At 70.2% G+C, this 13229-nt stretch carries 13 protein-coding genes and 2 tRNA genes; 8 read left to right on the forward strand and 7 right to left on the reverse strand.

Going from position 1 to position 13229, the window contains the following annotated elements:
* Window positions 1-53 precede the first annotated feature (53 nt).
* The 5 genes from G407_RS0107370 to G407_RS0107390 all read left to right on the forward strand — a co-directional run bounded on the left by G407_RS0107370 (window position 54) and on the right by G407_RS0107390 (window position 4475).
* A complete protein-coding gene (locus tag G407_RS0107370) occupies window positions 54-1136 on the forward strand; it encodes an ABC transporter permease (protein ID WP_084327373.1) in 1083 nt (360 codons plus the stop codon).
* The gene (locus tag G407_RS0107375; protein ID WP_029030303.1) at window positions 1133-2053 is read left to right on the forward strand and encodes an ABC transporter permease; all 921 of its coding nucleotides are present in this window, start codon (window positions 1133-1135) and stop codon (window positions 2051-2053) included. Before G407_RS0107370 ends, G407_RS0107375 begins: the two co-directional genes overlap by 4 nt.
* Window positions 2050-2886: an ABC transporter ATP-binding protein gene (locus G407_RS0107380; protein ID WP_029030304.1), complete on the forward strand. Its 837-nt coding sequence runs from the start codon at window positions 2050-2052 to the stop codon at window positions 2884-2886. The genes G407_RS0107375 and G407_RS0107380 overlap by 4 nt, the downstream gene beginning before the upstream one ends.
* Window positions 2883-3635 carry an ABC transporter ATP-binding protein gene (locus tag G407_RS26285; protein ID WP_043539163.1) on the forward strand — a complete coding sequence of 251 codons (753 nt, stop codon included), beginning with the start codon at window positions 2883-2885 and terminating at the stop codon, window positions 3633-3635. The genes G407_RS0107380 and G407_RS26285 overlap by 4 nt, the downstream gene beginning before the upstream one ends.
* A gap of 258 nt (window positions 3636-3893) precedes the next feature.
* The gene (locus G407_RS0107390; RefSeq protein WP_029030305.1) at window positions 3894-4475 is read left to right on the forward strand and encodes a peroxiredoxin; all 582 of its coding nucleotides are present in this window, start codon (window positions 3894-3896) and stop codon (window positions 4473-4475) included.
* A gap of 167 nt (window positions 4476-4642) precedes the next feature.
* Here G407_RS0107390 and G407_RS0107395 read toward each other — a convergent pair.
* From G407_RS0107395 to G407_RS0107420, 6 genes are all read right to left on the reverse strand, one after another.
* A tRNA-Asp gene (locus tag G407_RS0107395) sits at window positions 4643-4719 on the reverse strand.
* 161 nt (window positions 4720-4880) lie between these two features.
* A tRNA-Val gene (locus G407_RS0107400) sits at window positions 4881-4956 on the reverse strand.
* Between the two features lie 121 nt (window positions 4957-5077).
* Window positions 5078-5422, reverse strand: coding sequence for an HU family DNA-binding protein (locus G407_RS0107405; protein WP_169728769.1), 345 nt, complete (start codon window positions 5420-5422; stop codon window positions 5078-5080).
* 165 nt (window positions 5423-5587) lie between these two features.
* Window positions 5588-8011, reverse strand: coding sequence for an endopeptidase La (gene lon, locus G407_RS0107410; RefSeq protein ID WP_029030307.1), 2424 nt, complete (start codon window positions 8009-8011; stop codon window positions 5588-5590).
* 380 nt (window positions 8012-8391) lie between these two features.
* Entirely contained in the window at window positions 8392-9801 is a 1410-nt protein-coding gene (gene glnA / locus G407_RS0107415; RefSeq protein WP_029030308.1) for a type I glutamate--ammonia ligase, read from the reverse strand.
* A 95-nt stretch (window positions 9802-9896) separates the two neighbouring features.
* Window positions 9897-10235 carry a P-II family nitrogen regulator gene (locus G407_RS0107420; RefSeq protein ID WP_029030309.1) on the reverse strand — a complete coding sequence of 113 codons (339 nt, stop codon included), beginning with the start codon at window positions 10233-10235 and terminating at the stop codon, window positions 9897-9899.
* Window positions 10236-10461: 226 nt separating this feature from the next.
* Between G407_RS0107420 and G407_RS0107425 the strand changes: the two genes are divergently transcribed.
* Window positions 10462-11982, forward strand: coding sequence for a bifunctional ADP-dependent NAD(P)H-hydrate dehydratase/NAD(P)H-hydrate epimerase (locus tag G407_RS0107425; protein ID WP_029030310.1), 1521 nt, complete (start codon window positions 10462-10464; stop codon window positions 11980-11982).
* Between the two features lie 19 nt (window positions 11983-12001).
* On the opposite strand, the gene G407_RS26290 is transcribed toward G407_RS0107425, so the two are convergent.
* Window positions 12002-12214 (reverse strand): hypothetical protein, encoded by a 213-nt coding sequence (locus G407_RS26290; protein ID WP_043539166.1) that lies wholly within the window; start codon window positions 12212-12214, stop codon window positions 12002-12004.
* Between the two features lie 266 nt (window positions 12215-12480).
* On the opposite strand from G407_RS26290, the gene rpmI reads away from it, so the two are divergent.
* Both rpmI and rplT read left to right on the forward strand, forming a co-directional pair.
* Window positions 12481-12681 (forward strand): 50S ribosomal protein L35, encoded by a 201-nt coding sequence (rpmI, locus tag G407_RS0107435; protein WP_029030311.1) that lies wholly within the window; start codon window positions 12481-12483, stop codon window positions 12679-12681.
* Window positions 12682-12722: 41 nt separating this feature from the next.
* Window positions 12723-13097: a 50S ribosomal protein L20 gene (gene rplT, locus G407_RS0107440; protein ID WP_029030312.1), complete on the forward strand. Its 375-nt coding sequence runs from the start codon at window positions 12723-12725 to the stop codon at window positions 13095-13097.
* Window positions 13098-13229 lie beyond the last annotated feature (132 nt).

Raw genomic sequence — 13229 nt, forward strand, 5'->3', positions numbered from 1 at the left:
AGCAAAATTTTTTTGATAAGTCAAAGGGCGAATTCCTGGAACGCGAGGTGCGCATGGCGCAGGCGGAGATCGGAGCAGAGCAGCGCGCGAGCCGGATCCCACGCGCGTCCGCCGCGGCCCTGCTGAGGCGGGGCCGCTCGCTGGCGTGGATCGCTCTCACCCTGGCACTGACACTCCTCGGGCTGATGGCCGTCACCTTCGTCGTCGGCCGTGTGGTGCCGATCGACCCGGTGATCGCCGTCGTGGGCGAGCGGGCGTCGCAGGCCGTCTACGATGCGGCACGCATCGAGATGGGACTGGACGATCCCGTCGTCGTCCAGTTCGCCCGTTACGTCATGGACGTTCTGCGCGGCGATCTCGGGATGTCCGTCACGACCCAGAGGCCGGTGATGGAGGACCTGGCGCGCGTCTTCCCGGCGACGCTGGAGATGGCGACGCTCGGGATCCTCATCGGGGTGACGCTCGGCGTTCCGATGGGCGTCGTCGCCGCGGCGCGCCAGGGCACGCTCGTCGACCAGGTGATCCGCGTCCTCGGGCTCGCCGGCTACGCCATTCCGGCGTTCTGGATCGGTCTCGTCGGCCTGGTCGTCTTCTATGCGAGCCTGGGCTGGGTCGGAGGACCGGGGCGGATAGACTTCTTCCTCGACGGGATGGTTGAGCCGGTGACGGGCCTTCTGCTCGTCGACAGCCTCCTCGCGGGCGACATGGAGAGCTTCGGCAGCGCCTTTTCCCACATCGTGCTGCCCGCGACGATCCTGGGCTTCTTCAGCCTGGCCTACATCTCGCGGATGACCCGCTCCTTCATGCTCGAGCAGCTCGGGCAGGAATACATCGTCACCGCCCGCGCGAAGGGCGCGCCGGAACGGGTGGTCGTCTGGCGCCATGCCTTCAAGCCGATCCGCGTCCAGCTCGTCACCGTCGTCGGTCTTTCCTACGCCGCCCTGCTCGAAGGATCGGTGATGATCGAGACGGTGTTCTCCTGGCCGGGCATCGGGAACTACCTGACGAACGCGCTCCTCAATGCGGACATGAACGCTGTCCTCGGCGCAACGCTGCTGATCGGCGTGGTCTTCATCGCCATCAACAAGCTTTCCGATCTTCTCTACCTGATCATCGACCCGAGGGCGCGCTCATGAGAGGGCAGAGGACAGCGTCGGTGCGCACATGGTTGCTGCACGAGAGCCCGGCGACGCGCGCGCAGGCCCGCCTGGGACAGGCCTATCGGGTGACGCGCGCGCTGGCGCGCAATCCCCTCGCCATGGTCGGGCTCGTCATCGTGGTGGGGCTCGTCGTCGTGGCGGCGGCGGCGCCCTGGCTCGCGCCCTACTCCCCGATCGCGGGCGACCTCGCGAACCGCCTGGCGCCGCCCTCCGGCGCCCACTGGCTCGGCACCGACGAGCTCGGGCGCGACATCCTCTCGCGCATCATCCACGGAGCTCGGATCACGCTGCTGATCGTCGTCCTGGTCGCGGCGATCTCCGCGCCTCTCGGGCTGCTCGTCGGGACCGTGTCCGGCTATTTCGGCGGCGCCGTCGACCGGGTGCTGATGGGGCTGACGGACGTGTTCCTGTCGATGCCGCGGCTGATCCTGGCGCTCGCCTTCGTCGCCGCGCTCGGTCCGGGCATCGAGAACGCGGTGATCGCGATAGCGATCACCGCCTGGCCCGTCTACGCCCGCATCGCCCGTGCGGAGACGCTGACCTTCCGGCGTGCCGACTTCATCGCGGCGATTCGGATGCAGGGAGCGAGCCACACGCGAATCGTCTTCCGGCATGTGCTGCCGTTGTGCCTGTCCTCGACGATCGTCCGGGCCACGCTCGACATGGCCGGCATCATCCTCACCGCGGCCGGGCTCGGCTTCCTCGGGCTCGGTGCCCAGCCGCCGCTCCCGGAATGGGGCGCGATGATCTCCCGCGGGCGCGCCTTCATCCTCGACCAGTGGTGGGTCGCGACGATGCCGGGGTTCGCCATCGTCATCGTCAGCCTCGGCTTCTGCCTGCTCGGGGACGGCCTGCGTGACGTGCTCGATCCGCGCAGGGGGACGAAGACATGAGCGCCTTGATCGAGGTCGAGAACCTGCGCGTTCGCTTTCCGGGTGATCACGGGCCGACCGACGTGGTGCGAGGCATCAGCTTCTCCCTCGGCCGCGAGCGGCTCGGGATCGTGGGCGAGTCCGGCTCGGGCAAGTCGATGACCGGCCGCGCCCTGATGGGCCTCGTCCCGGCACCGGGTCGCGCGATCGCCGATCGCATGGTCTTCGACGGCATCGATCTCGCGCGCCTCGACGAACGGGGCTTCCGCCGCCTGCGCGGCGCGCGCCTGTCGATGGTCCTGCAGGACCCGAAGTTCTCGCTCAATCCGGTGATCCGCATCGGCGAGCAGATCGGGGAGGCTCTCGCCTTCCACAGCCGCGCGTCGAGGCGGGAGCGACGCCGCCGCGTCCTGGACGTGCTCGCGGCCGTGCGGATCGACGACCCGGAGCGCGTCTATCGCTTGTTCCCGCACGAGGTCTCCGGGGGCATGGGACAGCGGGTGATGATCGCGATGATGGTCGTGCTCGAGCCCGACGTCATGATCGCGGACGAGCCGACCTCGGCCCTCGACGTGTCCGTGCGCGCGCAGGTGCTCGAGATCATGGACGATCTCGTGCGCCGCCGGGGCATGGGTCTCGTCCTGATCAGCCACGACCTGGAGATGGTCGCACGCTGGTGCGACCGTGTCCTGGTCATGTATGACGGACGGATCGTGGAGGAGTGCGCCGCAGGCCGGCTGGCCGAGGCGACGCACCCCTACACGAAGGGGCTCCTCGCATCGACGCCGCACCTCGACGACGCGCGCGAGCTGCTCCCGGTCCTGGACCGCGGTGCCCTGGGAGCGTCCCGATGATCGAGATCGAGAACCTCGACGTGCGCTACGGCCGCACCCATGTCGTGCGCAACGTGAGCCTGAGCGTCGGCGCCGGCGAGAGCTTCGCCCTCGTCGGGGAGAGCGGCTCGGGCAAGTCGACCATCCTCAAGGCCCTCGCGGGACAGGCCCCGAGCTGGACCGGACGGCTCGCCCTCGCGGGAGAGCCGATCGAGCACCGCCGCACGCCTTCGCTGGCACGCCGCGTCCAGATGGTCTTCCAGGATCCGTACGGCTCCCTCCACCCGCGCCGGACCGTCGACGATACCCTGGCCGAGCCGCTTTCGATCCACGGAATAGGGGAGCGCGACCGGCGCGTTCTCGCCATGCTCGACGCCGTGGGACTGGCCGCACGATTCCGATTCCGCCTCCCGCATCAGCTCTCGGGTGGCCAGCGGCAGCGCGTGGCGATTGCCCGCGCGCTGATGCTGGAACCGCCGATCCTCCTCCTCGACGAGCCCACATCGGCCCTCGACGTCTCCGTGCAAGCCGAGATTCTCAACCTCCTGAAGACGCTCCGCGCGGAGCGACGGCTCACGTACCTGCTCGTCACCCACGATCTGCCGGTCGCCGCCTTCCTGTGTGACCGGCTCGCGGTCCTGCGCGCGGGAGAGATCGTCGAGACGGCACCCATCGCCGACCTGCGCGCGCACCAGCTGCGGAGCGCATACGGGCGCGAGCTCGTGTCGCTCTCCCTGGGAGGGTCGTCGCGCGGGCACGCGTCTCCCTAGCGGGGCCGAGGCGGAAGCGCTCGCGCTCGACGAGCCACCCGCGCAGGGCGCATCCGGAACGTCGACGCGAGGCCCGTTCGCGTCGGCGGCGAGGCCCCGGCCGATGCCGAGAAGGGCTTCGTGCTTCGTGACGGTCGCCGGCCTCCTCGGACAGCCTCTAGGCCGACTCGCCGACCGGCCCGGAAGGGAAGCCTTCCGGCGATTTCATCGCGCCGCGATCTGCCCTAGGCTCCCGGACCACGTGCCGAGAGATCGCCGATGACCGCTCCCGCCCATCCCCCCGTCGACTGGTCCGCCCTTCCCGCGCCGGAGGACGACGGCGGTGCCGCGCATCTCGCCGGGATGCGGCTTCCGGACGTGGCGCTCGTCTCGACCGCGGGCGGGCGGGTGCGTCTCTGCGATCTCGGAGGCGTGTGCGTGCTCTACGTCTACCCGATGACCGCCGAGCCCGGCGTCGCGCTGCCGGAGGGGTGGGGCGCGATCCCCGGCGCGAAGGGCTGCACGCCGCAGAGCTGCGCCTTCCGCGACCATTTCGCGGAGCTGATCGAGGCCGGAGCCGACGCCGTCTTCGGGATCTCGACGCAGGCGCCGCAGGCGCAGGCCGAGGCGGCGTCGCGCCTGCACCTGCCCTTCCCGCTCCTCTCCGACGCCGATCTCGCGCTGGCGACGGCACTGCGGCTGCCGACCTTCGAGGCGATGGGGCGCACGCTGCACAAGCGCGTCACGCTGATCGTGCGCGAGGGCACCATCGAGACGGTGTTCTACCCGGTCTTCCCGCCCGACCGGAATGCCGCCGACGTGCTCGCGCACCTGCGGGAGCGCCGTGGCCCGCCGGGCTGAGGGAGGGCCCGCGGCAGCGCCTCCTCCCCGCAGGGGCGGACGGAGGCTCGCAGAGCCTGAGGGTTGGGAAGGCGGCGATACGGCTCGGCCGGCCGTCGAGCGGCCCCCGCGCCCGCACGGACTCCTCCCCTGCGGGGAGGTGTAGCGGCGATGTCGTGGAAGCAGGGTGGCGCGGGCGACGGGGCTCGAACCCGCGACCTCCGGCGTGACAGGCCGGCACTCTAACCGACTGAGCTACGCCCGCATTTCCCTTCGCGCCGCACGCTGTCCGCGGCGGCAGTGGCGGGGGTTTACGGCCCCCCGCGACCGGTGTCAAGCGATCCTCGAGCCGCCCTCGTGCTTTTTGCCGAGGGGCAATCGATGGGGCGATCGGTGCGCCGGTCGCGCCCCCGCGGATCGCGGCATTGGTGGGCGGTGACGGGCTCGAACCGCCGACCCTCTCGGTGTAAACGAGATGCTCTACCAGCTGAGCTAACCGCCCCCGGGCCCGGGCGCGCGCCGCGCGTCCAGGCTCGCTCGTACATAGAAACACGAAGCCGCCGGCGCAAGCGCGCCGACGGCTTCGCGAGACGTCGCGTGTCGACGGCAGGCCGCGTGCGGCCTCAGCTGTTGACGGCGTCCTTGAGGCCGGCGCCGGCCTTGAACTTCGGGGTCTTCGAGGCCGGGACCTGGACCTTCTCGCCGGTGCGCGGGTTGCGCGCCTCGCCGGCGGGGCGGTCGGCGACGGTGAAGGTGCCGAAGCCGACGATCTTCACTTCCTCGCCCTTCTTCAGGGTCTCCTGGATCGACTCCAGCGCGGCGTCGAGCGCCTCGCCGGCCTGAGCCTTGCTGAGGCCGGTCTTCTCGGCCACGGCGCTGACGAGCTCGCCTTTGTTCATCGCTACCTCCTCCAAAGCATGCGCGGCGCGCAAACCCTTGCTGCGCCGTCGTTCGGTTCTTTCCTGCATAGCGGAATGCTCCGGCCCCGCAAGCGCCGAGAATGCGATTTGGCTGTGGAAACTGCCCCCGAAGCGCAAAAAAACGGCCTCCGGACCGGGTCCGGAGGCCGCCTTGGAGCGCTTCGACGTTCGGCGGGCCTCGAGGGGCGCCGCCGGAGCCGCTCGGCGAGGTCCTCAGTGGGCGACAAAGCCCGGCTCGCCCTCCTCCGCGCCGCGCGCGGGGGCCGGCATCGCCGATTCGTCCCACTCGATCGGCTCGGGCTTGCGCACGAGAGCGTGCTCGAGCACCTGCTCCATCCGCGAGACCGGGACGATCTCGAGGCCGGACTTCAGGTTCTGCGGCACGTCGGCGAGGTCCTTGACGTTCTCCTCGGGGATGAGGACCGTCTTGAGACCGCCGCGCAGGGCCGCGAGCAGCTTCTCCTTGAGACCGCCGATGGGCAGCACCCGCCCGCGCAGGGTGACCTCGCCGGTCATGGCGATGTCGCGGCGCACGGGGATGCCCGTCATGATCGACACGATCGCAGTCGCCATGGCGATGCCGGCCGACGGGCCGTCCTTCGGGGTGGCGCCCTCCGGCACGTGGACGTGGATGTCCTTGCGGTCGAAGAGCGGCGGCTCGAGGCCGAAGTCGACGGCCCGCGAGCGGACGTAGGACGCCGCCGCCGAGATCGACTCCTTCATCACGTCGCGCAGGTTGCCCGTGACCGTCATCTTACCCTTGCCGGGCATCATGACGCCCTCGATCGTGAGCAGCTCGCCCCCGACCTCGGTCCAGGCCAGGCCCGTGACGACGCCGACCATGTCCTCCGCCTCGACTTCGCCGTAGCGGTAGCGCGGCGCACCGAGGAAGTCCTCGAGCGTCTTCTCGGTGACGACGACGGAGGTCTTGTCCGTCATCAGGATCTCCTTGACCGCCTTGCGGACGAGGTTGGAGATCTCGCGCTCGAGGTTCCGCACGCCCGCCTCCCGCGTGTAGCGGCGGATGAGGAGGAGCAGCCCCGCGTCGTCGATGGCCCATTCCTCGGACTTCAGGCCGTGCTTCTTGATCGCGTTGGGGATCAGGTGCCGGCGCGCGATCTCGGCCTTCTCGTCCTCGGTGTAGCCGGCGATGCGGATCGTCTCCATGCGGTCGAGCAGCGGCGCCGGGATGTTGAGCGTGTTGGCCGTGGTGACGAACATCACGCTCGACAGGTCGTAGTCCACCTCGAGGTAGTGGTCGTTGAAGGTCGAGTTCTGCTCCGGATCCAGCACCTCGAGCAGGGCCGCCGACGGGTCGCCGCGGAAGTCCTGGCCCATCTTGTCGATCTCGTCGAGCAGGATGAGCGGGTTCGAGGTCTTGGCCTTGCGCATCGACTGGATGATCTTGCCGGGCATCGAGCCGATATAGGTACGCCGGTGACCGCGGATCTCCGCCTCGTCACGCACGCCGCCGAGCGACATGCGCACGAACTCGCGGCCGGTCGCCCGGGCGATCGACTTGCCGAGCGAGGTCTTGCCCACGCCGGGCGGGCCGACGAGGCACAGGATCGGGCCGGTGAGCTTGTTCGCGCGCTGCTGCACGGCGAGGTACTCGACGATGCGCTCCTTGACCTTCTCGAGCCCGAAATGGTCGTTGTCGAGGATCGCCTGCGCCCCGGCGAGGTCCTTCTTGACCTTGGAGCGCTTGTTCCACGGGATCGACAGCATCCAGTCGAGGTAGTTGCGCACCACCGTCGCCTCGGCGGACATCGGCGACATCTGGCGCAGCTTCTTGACCTCGGCGGTGGCCTTGTCGCGGGCCTCCTTGGAGAGCTTGACGTCCTTGATCTTCTGCTCGATCTCGGCGATCTCGTCCCGGCCGTCCTCGTCGCCGAGCTCCTTCTGGATCGCCTTCATCTGCTCGTTGAGGTAGTACTCGCGCTGCGTCTTCTCCATCTGCCGCTTGACGCGGGTGCGGATGCGCTTCTCCACCTGGAGCACGGAGATCTCGCTCTCCATCAGGCCGAGCACGCGCTCGAGACGCTCGGCGACGGTCTTCGTCTCGAGCAGTTCCTGCTTGTCGGAGATCTTCACGGCGAGATGCGAGGCCACCGTGTCGGCGAGCTTCGCCGGGTCCTCGATCTGCGTCACCGCGGCGACGATCTCGGGCGAGACCTTCTTGTTGAGCTTGACGTAGTTCTCGAACTCGCCGACCACCGAGCGGGCCAGCGCCTGGGCCTCGATGCGGTCGCCGAGGTCGTCCTCGAGCACCGTCGCGCGGGCCTCGTAGTAGTCCTCCACGCGCAGGTACTCGCCCACGCGCGCGCGGCCCGCGCCCTCGACGAGCACCTTGACCGTGCCGTCGGGCAGCTTGAGCAGCTGGAGGACGTTGGCGAGCGTGCCGACGTCGTAGATCGCCTCGGCGGCCGGATCGTCGTCGGCGGCGTTCTTCTGAGTCGCGAGCAGGATGTGGCGGTCGGTCTTGACCACCTCCTCGAGCGCCCGGATCGACTTCTCGCGGCCGACGAAGAGCGGCACGATCATGTGCGGGAAGACGACGATGTCGCGGAGCGGGAGCACCGGATAGGTGCCTTCCGACCCCGGAACGACGGGCTGCCGCGTCTTGGACTGAGTCATGGAGGGTGATCCTCTTCCCTTTGCGCCCGGGCGCGCCTCTCGTGGAAGCAGGCCGCCGGCGGGCGGATGACGTCCCCGCGCTCGCGCCGAATGCGAATCGACGCGCGGGGCGTGCGGCGCGCTCCCCTCGTAGCCGGGAGCGAAAGCGCGTCGCGCTCCGGTAAGGTGGCGCGTTGCGGCGCCCGTTTCAAGCGCGAGCCGCCGATCCCCCACAGCCTGCACGGGATATCCGATTGCGTCCGTGCAAGCGTCGCGCGCCCTTCGAAACGCGAGGAGCCGGGACGCGTCGCGCCCCGGCTCCCCATGTCCCGTCATGTCCCGTCAGGCCCCGTCGAGACGCCGCCGCTCGCGCGGCGTGCGCTCGTGCCGGTGCGCTCGGGTCAGACCGAGTAGTACATCACGTACTCGACCGGGTGCGGGGTGTGCTCGAAGCGGATGACGTCCTGCATCTTCAGCTCGATGTAGGCGTCGATCTGGTCGTCGTCGAACACGCCGCCGGCCTTGAGGAAGGCGCGGTCCTTGTCGAGGGCGGCGAGCGCCTCGCGCAGCGAGCCGCAGACGGTCGGGATCTTCTTGAGCTCGCGCGGCGGCAGGTCGTAGAGGTCCTTGTCCATCGCCGCGCCGGGGTCGATCTTGTTGAGGATGCCGTCGAGGCCGGCCATCAGCAGCGCCGCGAAGGCGAGGTAGGGGTTCGCCGTCGGGTCGGGGAAGCGGACCTCGACGCGCTTGGCCTTCGGCGAGGTCGTCCACGGGATGCGGCAGGACGCCGAGCGGTTGCGCGAGGAATAAGCGAGCAGCACCGGCGCCTCGAAGCCCGGGACGAGGCGCTTGTAGGAGTTCGTCGACGGGTTGGTGAAGGCGTTGATCGCCTTGGCGTGCTTGATGATGCCGCCGATGTACCAGAGGCACTCCTGGCTGAGGTCGGCGTACTTGTCGCCGGCGAAGAGCGGCTTGCCGTCCTTCCAGATCGACTGGTGGACGTGCATGCCCGAGCCGTTGTCGCCGTAGACGGGCTTGGGCATGAAGGTCGCCGACTTGCCGAACGACGCCGCAACGTTGTGGATGCAGTACTTGTACACCTGCATCTGGTCGGCCATGTGCACCAGGGTGTCGAACTTCATGCCCAGCTCGTGCTGGGCCGAGGCCACCTCGTGGTGGTGCTTCTCGACCTTGACGCCCATCTCGGCCATGGCCGCGAGCATCTCCGAGCGCATGTCCTGCCCGGCGTCCAGCGGCGGCACGGGGAAGTAGCCGGCCTTCATCTGGATGCGGTGACCCATGTTGCCGCCCTCGTAGGCGCGCATGCCGTTGGTCGGCAGCTCCGTCGAGTCGACCTGGAAGGAGACGTTGTAGGGGTCGGCGGCGAACTTCACGTCGTCGAACACGAAGAACTCGGCCTCGGGGCCGACGAACACCGTGTCGCCGATGCCGGTCGACTTGAGGAACGCCTCGGCCTTCTTGGCGGTGCCGCGCGGGTCGCGGCCGTAGGGCTCGCCGGAAGCCGGCTCGAGCACGTCGCAGACGATCGACATGGTCGTCGCCGAGAAGAACGGGTCGATGCAGGCCGTCTCGGGAGCCGGCATCAGCGTCATGTCGGACTCGTTGATCGCCTTCCAGCCGGCGATCGAGGAGCCGTCGAACATGATGCCGTCGGCGAAGGTGTCCTCGTCCACGAAGGTGACGTCGAAGGTGACGTGCTGCCACTTGCCCTTCGGATCGGTGAAGCGGAAGTCGACGTACTTGACGTCGTTGTCCTTGATCGCCTTGAGCACGTCGTTGGCGGTCTGCATGTCCGGGTAGTCCTCTCGTACGGGGTCTTCAGGGCGGGCTCTTCATCCGCGGTCCTGGACGGCCGCGGTTGGGTCGAAGCGGGCGGCGGGGCGGGTCAGATCGCGTCCGCCCCGGTCTCCCCGGTGCGGATGCGGATCGCCTCGTCCACCGTCGATACAAAAATCTTGCCATCGCCGATGCGCCCGGTCTGCGCCGCCTTGCGGATCGCGTCGACGGCCTTCTCCACCAGGTCGTCGGCGAGGACGATCTCGAGCTTCACCTTGGGGAGGAAGTCCACGACGTACTCGGCACCCCGGTAGAGCTCCGTGTGCCCCTTCTGCCGCCCGAAGCCCTTGGCCTCGATGACGGTAATGCCCTGCAGCCCGACGTCCTGGAGCGCTTCCTTCACCTCGTCGAGCTTGAACGGCTTGATGATCGCCTCGATCTTTCGCATGTCGGCTTCGCCCTCGGTCGTCGCTGTCGTGCCGGCGCGGGCTGCGCGTCCGCGCCTCATCTCTTATCATCGCGGCGGGAAAGCCGAGCAAGCGATGCTGATCGCTTTTGCGGCTGGCGTTGCACAAATTGAAGGCAGGTGCTCGCGCGATGAGCGGAATATCCGGGTGCGGCGTCGGCATGCGGCGCGCGGGGTGCGGATACGAGGCAGGGGACGGCCAAAAATGATGCATCGGATCCTCGACACCGCCGCGATGTGCGAAGCCGACCGGCGCACCATCGCCGCAGGCCGGCCCGGCATCGCGCTGATGGAGGCCGCCGGCGCCGCGGTCGCGGACGCGGCCGCGGGGCTCGTCCCGCACGGCGCCCGCGTGCTCGTCGCCTGCGGGCCCGGCAACAACGGCGGCGACGGCTTCGTCGCCGCGCGCCTCCTCGCCGCGCGCGGCTTCGCGCCGACCGTCGCCCTGCTCGGCGAGCGGGCCCGGCTCGCGGGGGACGCCGCGACGGCGGCATCGGCCTGGAGCGGGCGCGTCACCGCGCCGGGAGAGGCGGATCCGCGAATCATCCCCCTCGCGCAGATCGACCCCGCCGCGTTCGACCTCGCGATCGACGCCCTCTTCGGCGCGGGCCTCGCCCGCGACGTCGACGGCACGGCGGCGGCGTTCCTCGAGCAGCTGGCGGGGACGGGCATCCCCGTCGTCGCCGTCGACGTGCCCTCGGGCGTGGACGGCGACACCGGCCGGGTGCGCGGCACCGCCTGCCCGGCGACGCTCACCGTCACCTTCGCGCGCCGCAAGCCCGGCCACCTCCTGATGCCGGGTCGCTCGCTGTGCGGCCGCCTCGTCGTCGCCGACATCGGCATTCCGGATGCGGTGATCGAGGGACTGGCGCCCCGGACCTCCGCCAACGAGCAGGCGCTGTGGCGCGACGCTTTTCCGCACCCGGCCCTCGACGCGCACAAGTACGCGCGCGGGCACGCGCTCGTGCTCTCGGGACCCGCCGACGCCACCGGCGCGGCCCGGCTGGTGGCGCGCGGCGCGCTGCGGATCGGGGCGGGCGCCGTCACCGTCGGCTCGCCGCGCGACGCGCTGGCCGTGAACGCCGCCCACCTCACCGCGATCATGCTGCGGCCGTGCGACGACGCCGCGGACCTGGCGGGGCTGCTGGAGGACGCGCGCCTGAACGTCGTCGCGCTCGGCCCGGGCCTCGGGCGCGGGCGGGCGCGGGCGCTCGTCGAGGCCGCGGCGGGGGCCACGCACGCGGCGGATCGCGCGCTCGTGCTCGACGCCGATGCGCTCACCGCCTTCGCCGGCGAGCACGCGGCGCTGGCCGCGCTGTGCGCGCGGATGGGCGCCGTCGTCGCGACGCCGCACGCCGGGGAGTTCGCCAAGCTGTTCTCGCAGTGCGCGCAGGCGCGCGAGGCACCCTCGAAGCTCGCGGCGGCGCGGGCGGGGGCGGCGGCGCTCGGGATCGTCCTCGTCGACAAGGGCCCGGACACGGTGATCGCGGCGCCGGACGGACGCGCCGCGATCAACGCCACCGGCACGCCCTACCTGGCGACCGCCGGCTCGGGCGACGTGCTGGCCGGCTTCGTCGCCGGGCTGCTCGCGCAGGGCATGCCGGCTTTCGAGGCCGCCTGCGCGGCGGTGTGGCTGCACGGGTGCGCGGGCGCGCGCCTGGGGCCGGGGCTGATCGCGGAGGACCTCCCCGAGGTGCTGCCGGGCGTGCTCGGGGAGGTGCTGGCGTGAGGGGCCGGGCCGACCGGCCTCACATAGTCGGCATCTTGCCGCCGCCGACGCCGGGTCGCACCGGCACGACGTCGGGCTCGGCACCGCGGGTCTTGCCGGGGTCGGTGAGCTCGGGGTCGTTCACCGGATAGGGCTGCGGGCCGCGGCGGCCGGGGAGCGCGTCCTCGCCGGGGGCGTGGGTCGGCGTCTTCTCGTCGTCGCGCGGGGCGTCGTCGGGCTTCTTCTCGGCCATGCGGGTCTTCCTCTCGGTCGGTCGTAGGGTGGGGCTCGCGGGGACAAGGCGGCGGCGGACGGCGGGTTCCGCGCGCTCGGCTCCTCGTCCGGCACGCGAGAGAGGACCTTGCAAGCGGCGTGAATCCGTGCCATGTCCCGCGCCTCATCGACCCGCCCGGCGAAAGGGCTGCCGTGGCGGGACGAGACGCTCACACGAGACGGGCGGACGGCGCGGTCTCCTTCCGGGGAGACGAAAGACGCCGTGCGCGACAGGAGACGAGCCAAATGCCCAAGATGAAGACGAAGTCGGGCGCCAAGAAGCGCTTCAAGGTTTCCGGTACCGGCAAGGTGATCCGCACCCAGGCGGGCAAGCAGCACGGGATGATCAAGCGCACGAAGAAGCAGATTCGCGACCAGCGCGGCACCGCCGTGATGTTCGAGGGCGATGCGAAGTTCGTGAAGCGCTACTTCCTCCCCTACGCCTGACCGATCGACCCCAGCCGCATTCGAATACCGGAGACTGAACCATGGCCCGCGTCAAGCGCGGCGTGACCGCTCACGCCAAGCACAAGAAGGTCCTGAAGGCCGCCAAGGGCTTCTACGGCCGCCGCAAGAACACCATCCGCACCGCGAAGGCTGCCGTCGATCGCTCGATGCAGTACGCCTACCGCGACCGCAAGAACAAGAAGCGCACCTTCCGCGCGCTCTGGATCCAGCGCCTCAACGCTGCGGTCCGCGAGCACGGCCTGACCTACTCGCGCTTCATCGACGGCCTCAACAAGGCCGGCATCGAGGTGGACCGCAAGGTGCTGTCCGACATCGCCATCCACGAGCCGGCCGCCTTCGCGGCGCTGGTCGAGAAGGCCAAGGGCGCGCTGCCGGCGCCGGCCCAGGCGGCGTGATCCGCGGCCGGCCGGAGGGCCGGCGGCAGGCTTTCGCCTTCGAGTTGTCATGGAGCGCGTGGGGCGACCCTCGCGCTCTTTCGCGTTGAAGAGGGTCGGCGGGTCGGCGCGGTGCGACGGGCTCGACCGGCG

Source organism: Salinarimonas rosea DSM 21201 (assembly GCF_000429045.1).
Taxonomy (GTDB): domain Bacteria; phylum Pseudomonadota; class Alphaproteobacteria; order Rhizobiales; family Beijerinckiaceae; genus Salinarimonas; species Salinarimonas rosea.

Coding starts and splice junctions, on each gene's coding strand:
- lon (WP_029030307.1), bottom strand. CDS start 8,011: ATGACTCAGTCCAAGACGCGGCAGCCCGTCGTTCCGGGGTCGGAAGGC.
- G407_RS0107425 (WP_029030310.1), top strand. CDS start 10,462: ATGCATCGGATCCTCGACACCGCCGCGATGTGCGAAGCCGACCGGCGC.
- G407_RS26290 (WP_043539166.1), bottom strand. CDS start 12,214: ATGGCCGAGAAGAAGCCCGACGACGCCCCGCGCGACGACGAGAAGACG.
- G407_RS26285 (WP_043539163.1), top strand. CDS start 2,883: ATGATCGAGATCGAGAACCTCGACGTGCGCTACGGCCGCACCCATGTC.
- G407_RS0107375 (WP_029030303.1), top strand. CDS start 1,133: ATGAGAGGGCAGAGGACAGCGTCGGTGCGCACATGGTTGCTGCACGAG.
- G407_RS0107370 (WP_084327373.1), top strand. CDS start 54: ATGGCGCAGGCGGAGATCGGAGCAGAGCAGCGCGCGAGCCGGATCCCA.
- rplT (WP_029030312.1), top strand. CDS start 12,723: ATGGCCCGCGTCAAGCGCGGCGTGACCGCTCACGCCAAGCACAAGAAG.
- G407_RS0107380 (WP_029030304.1), top strand. CDS start 2,050: ATGAGCGCCTTGATCGAGGTCGAGAACCTGCGCGTTCGCTTTCCGGGT.
- G407_RS0107405 (WP_169728769.1), bottom strand. CDS start 5,422: ATGCAGGAAAGAACCGAACGACGGCGCAGCAAGGGTTTGCGCGCCGCG.
- G407_RS0107390 (WP_029030305.1), top strand. CDS start 3,894: ATGACCGCTCCCGCCCATCCCCCCGTCGACTGGTCCGCCCTTCCCGCG.
- rpmI (WP_029030311.1), top strand. CDS start 12,481: ATGCCCAAGATGAAGACGAAGTCGGGCGCCAAGAAGCGCTTCAAGGTT.
- G407_RS0107420 (WP_029030309.1), bottom strand. CDS start 10,235: ATGCGAAAGATCGAGGCGATCATCAAGCCGTTCAAGCTCGACGAGGTG.
- glnA (WP_029030308.1), bottom strand. CDS start 9,801: ATGCAGACCGCCAACGACGTGCTCAAGGCGATCAAGGACAACGACGTC.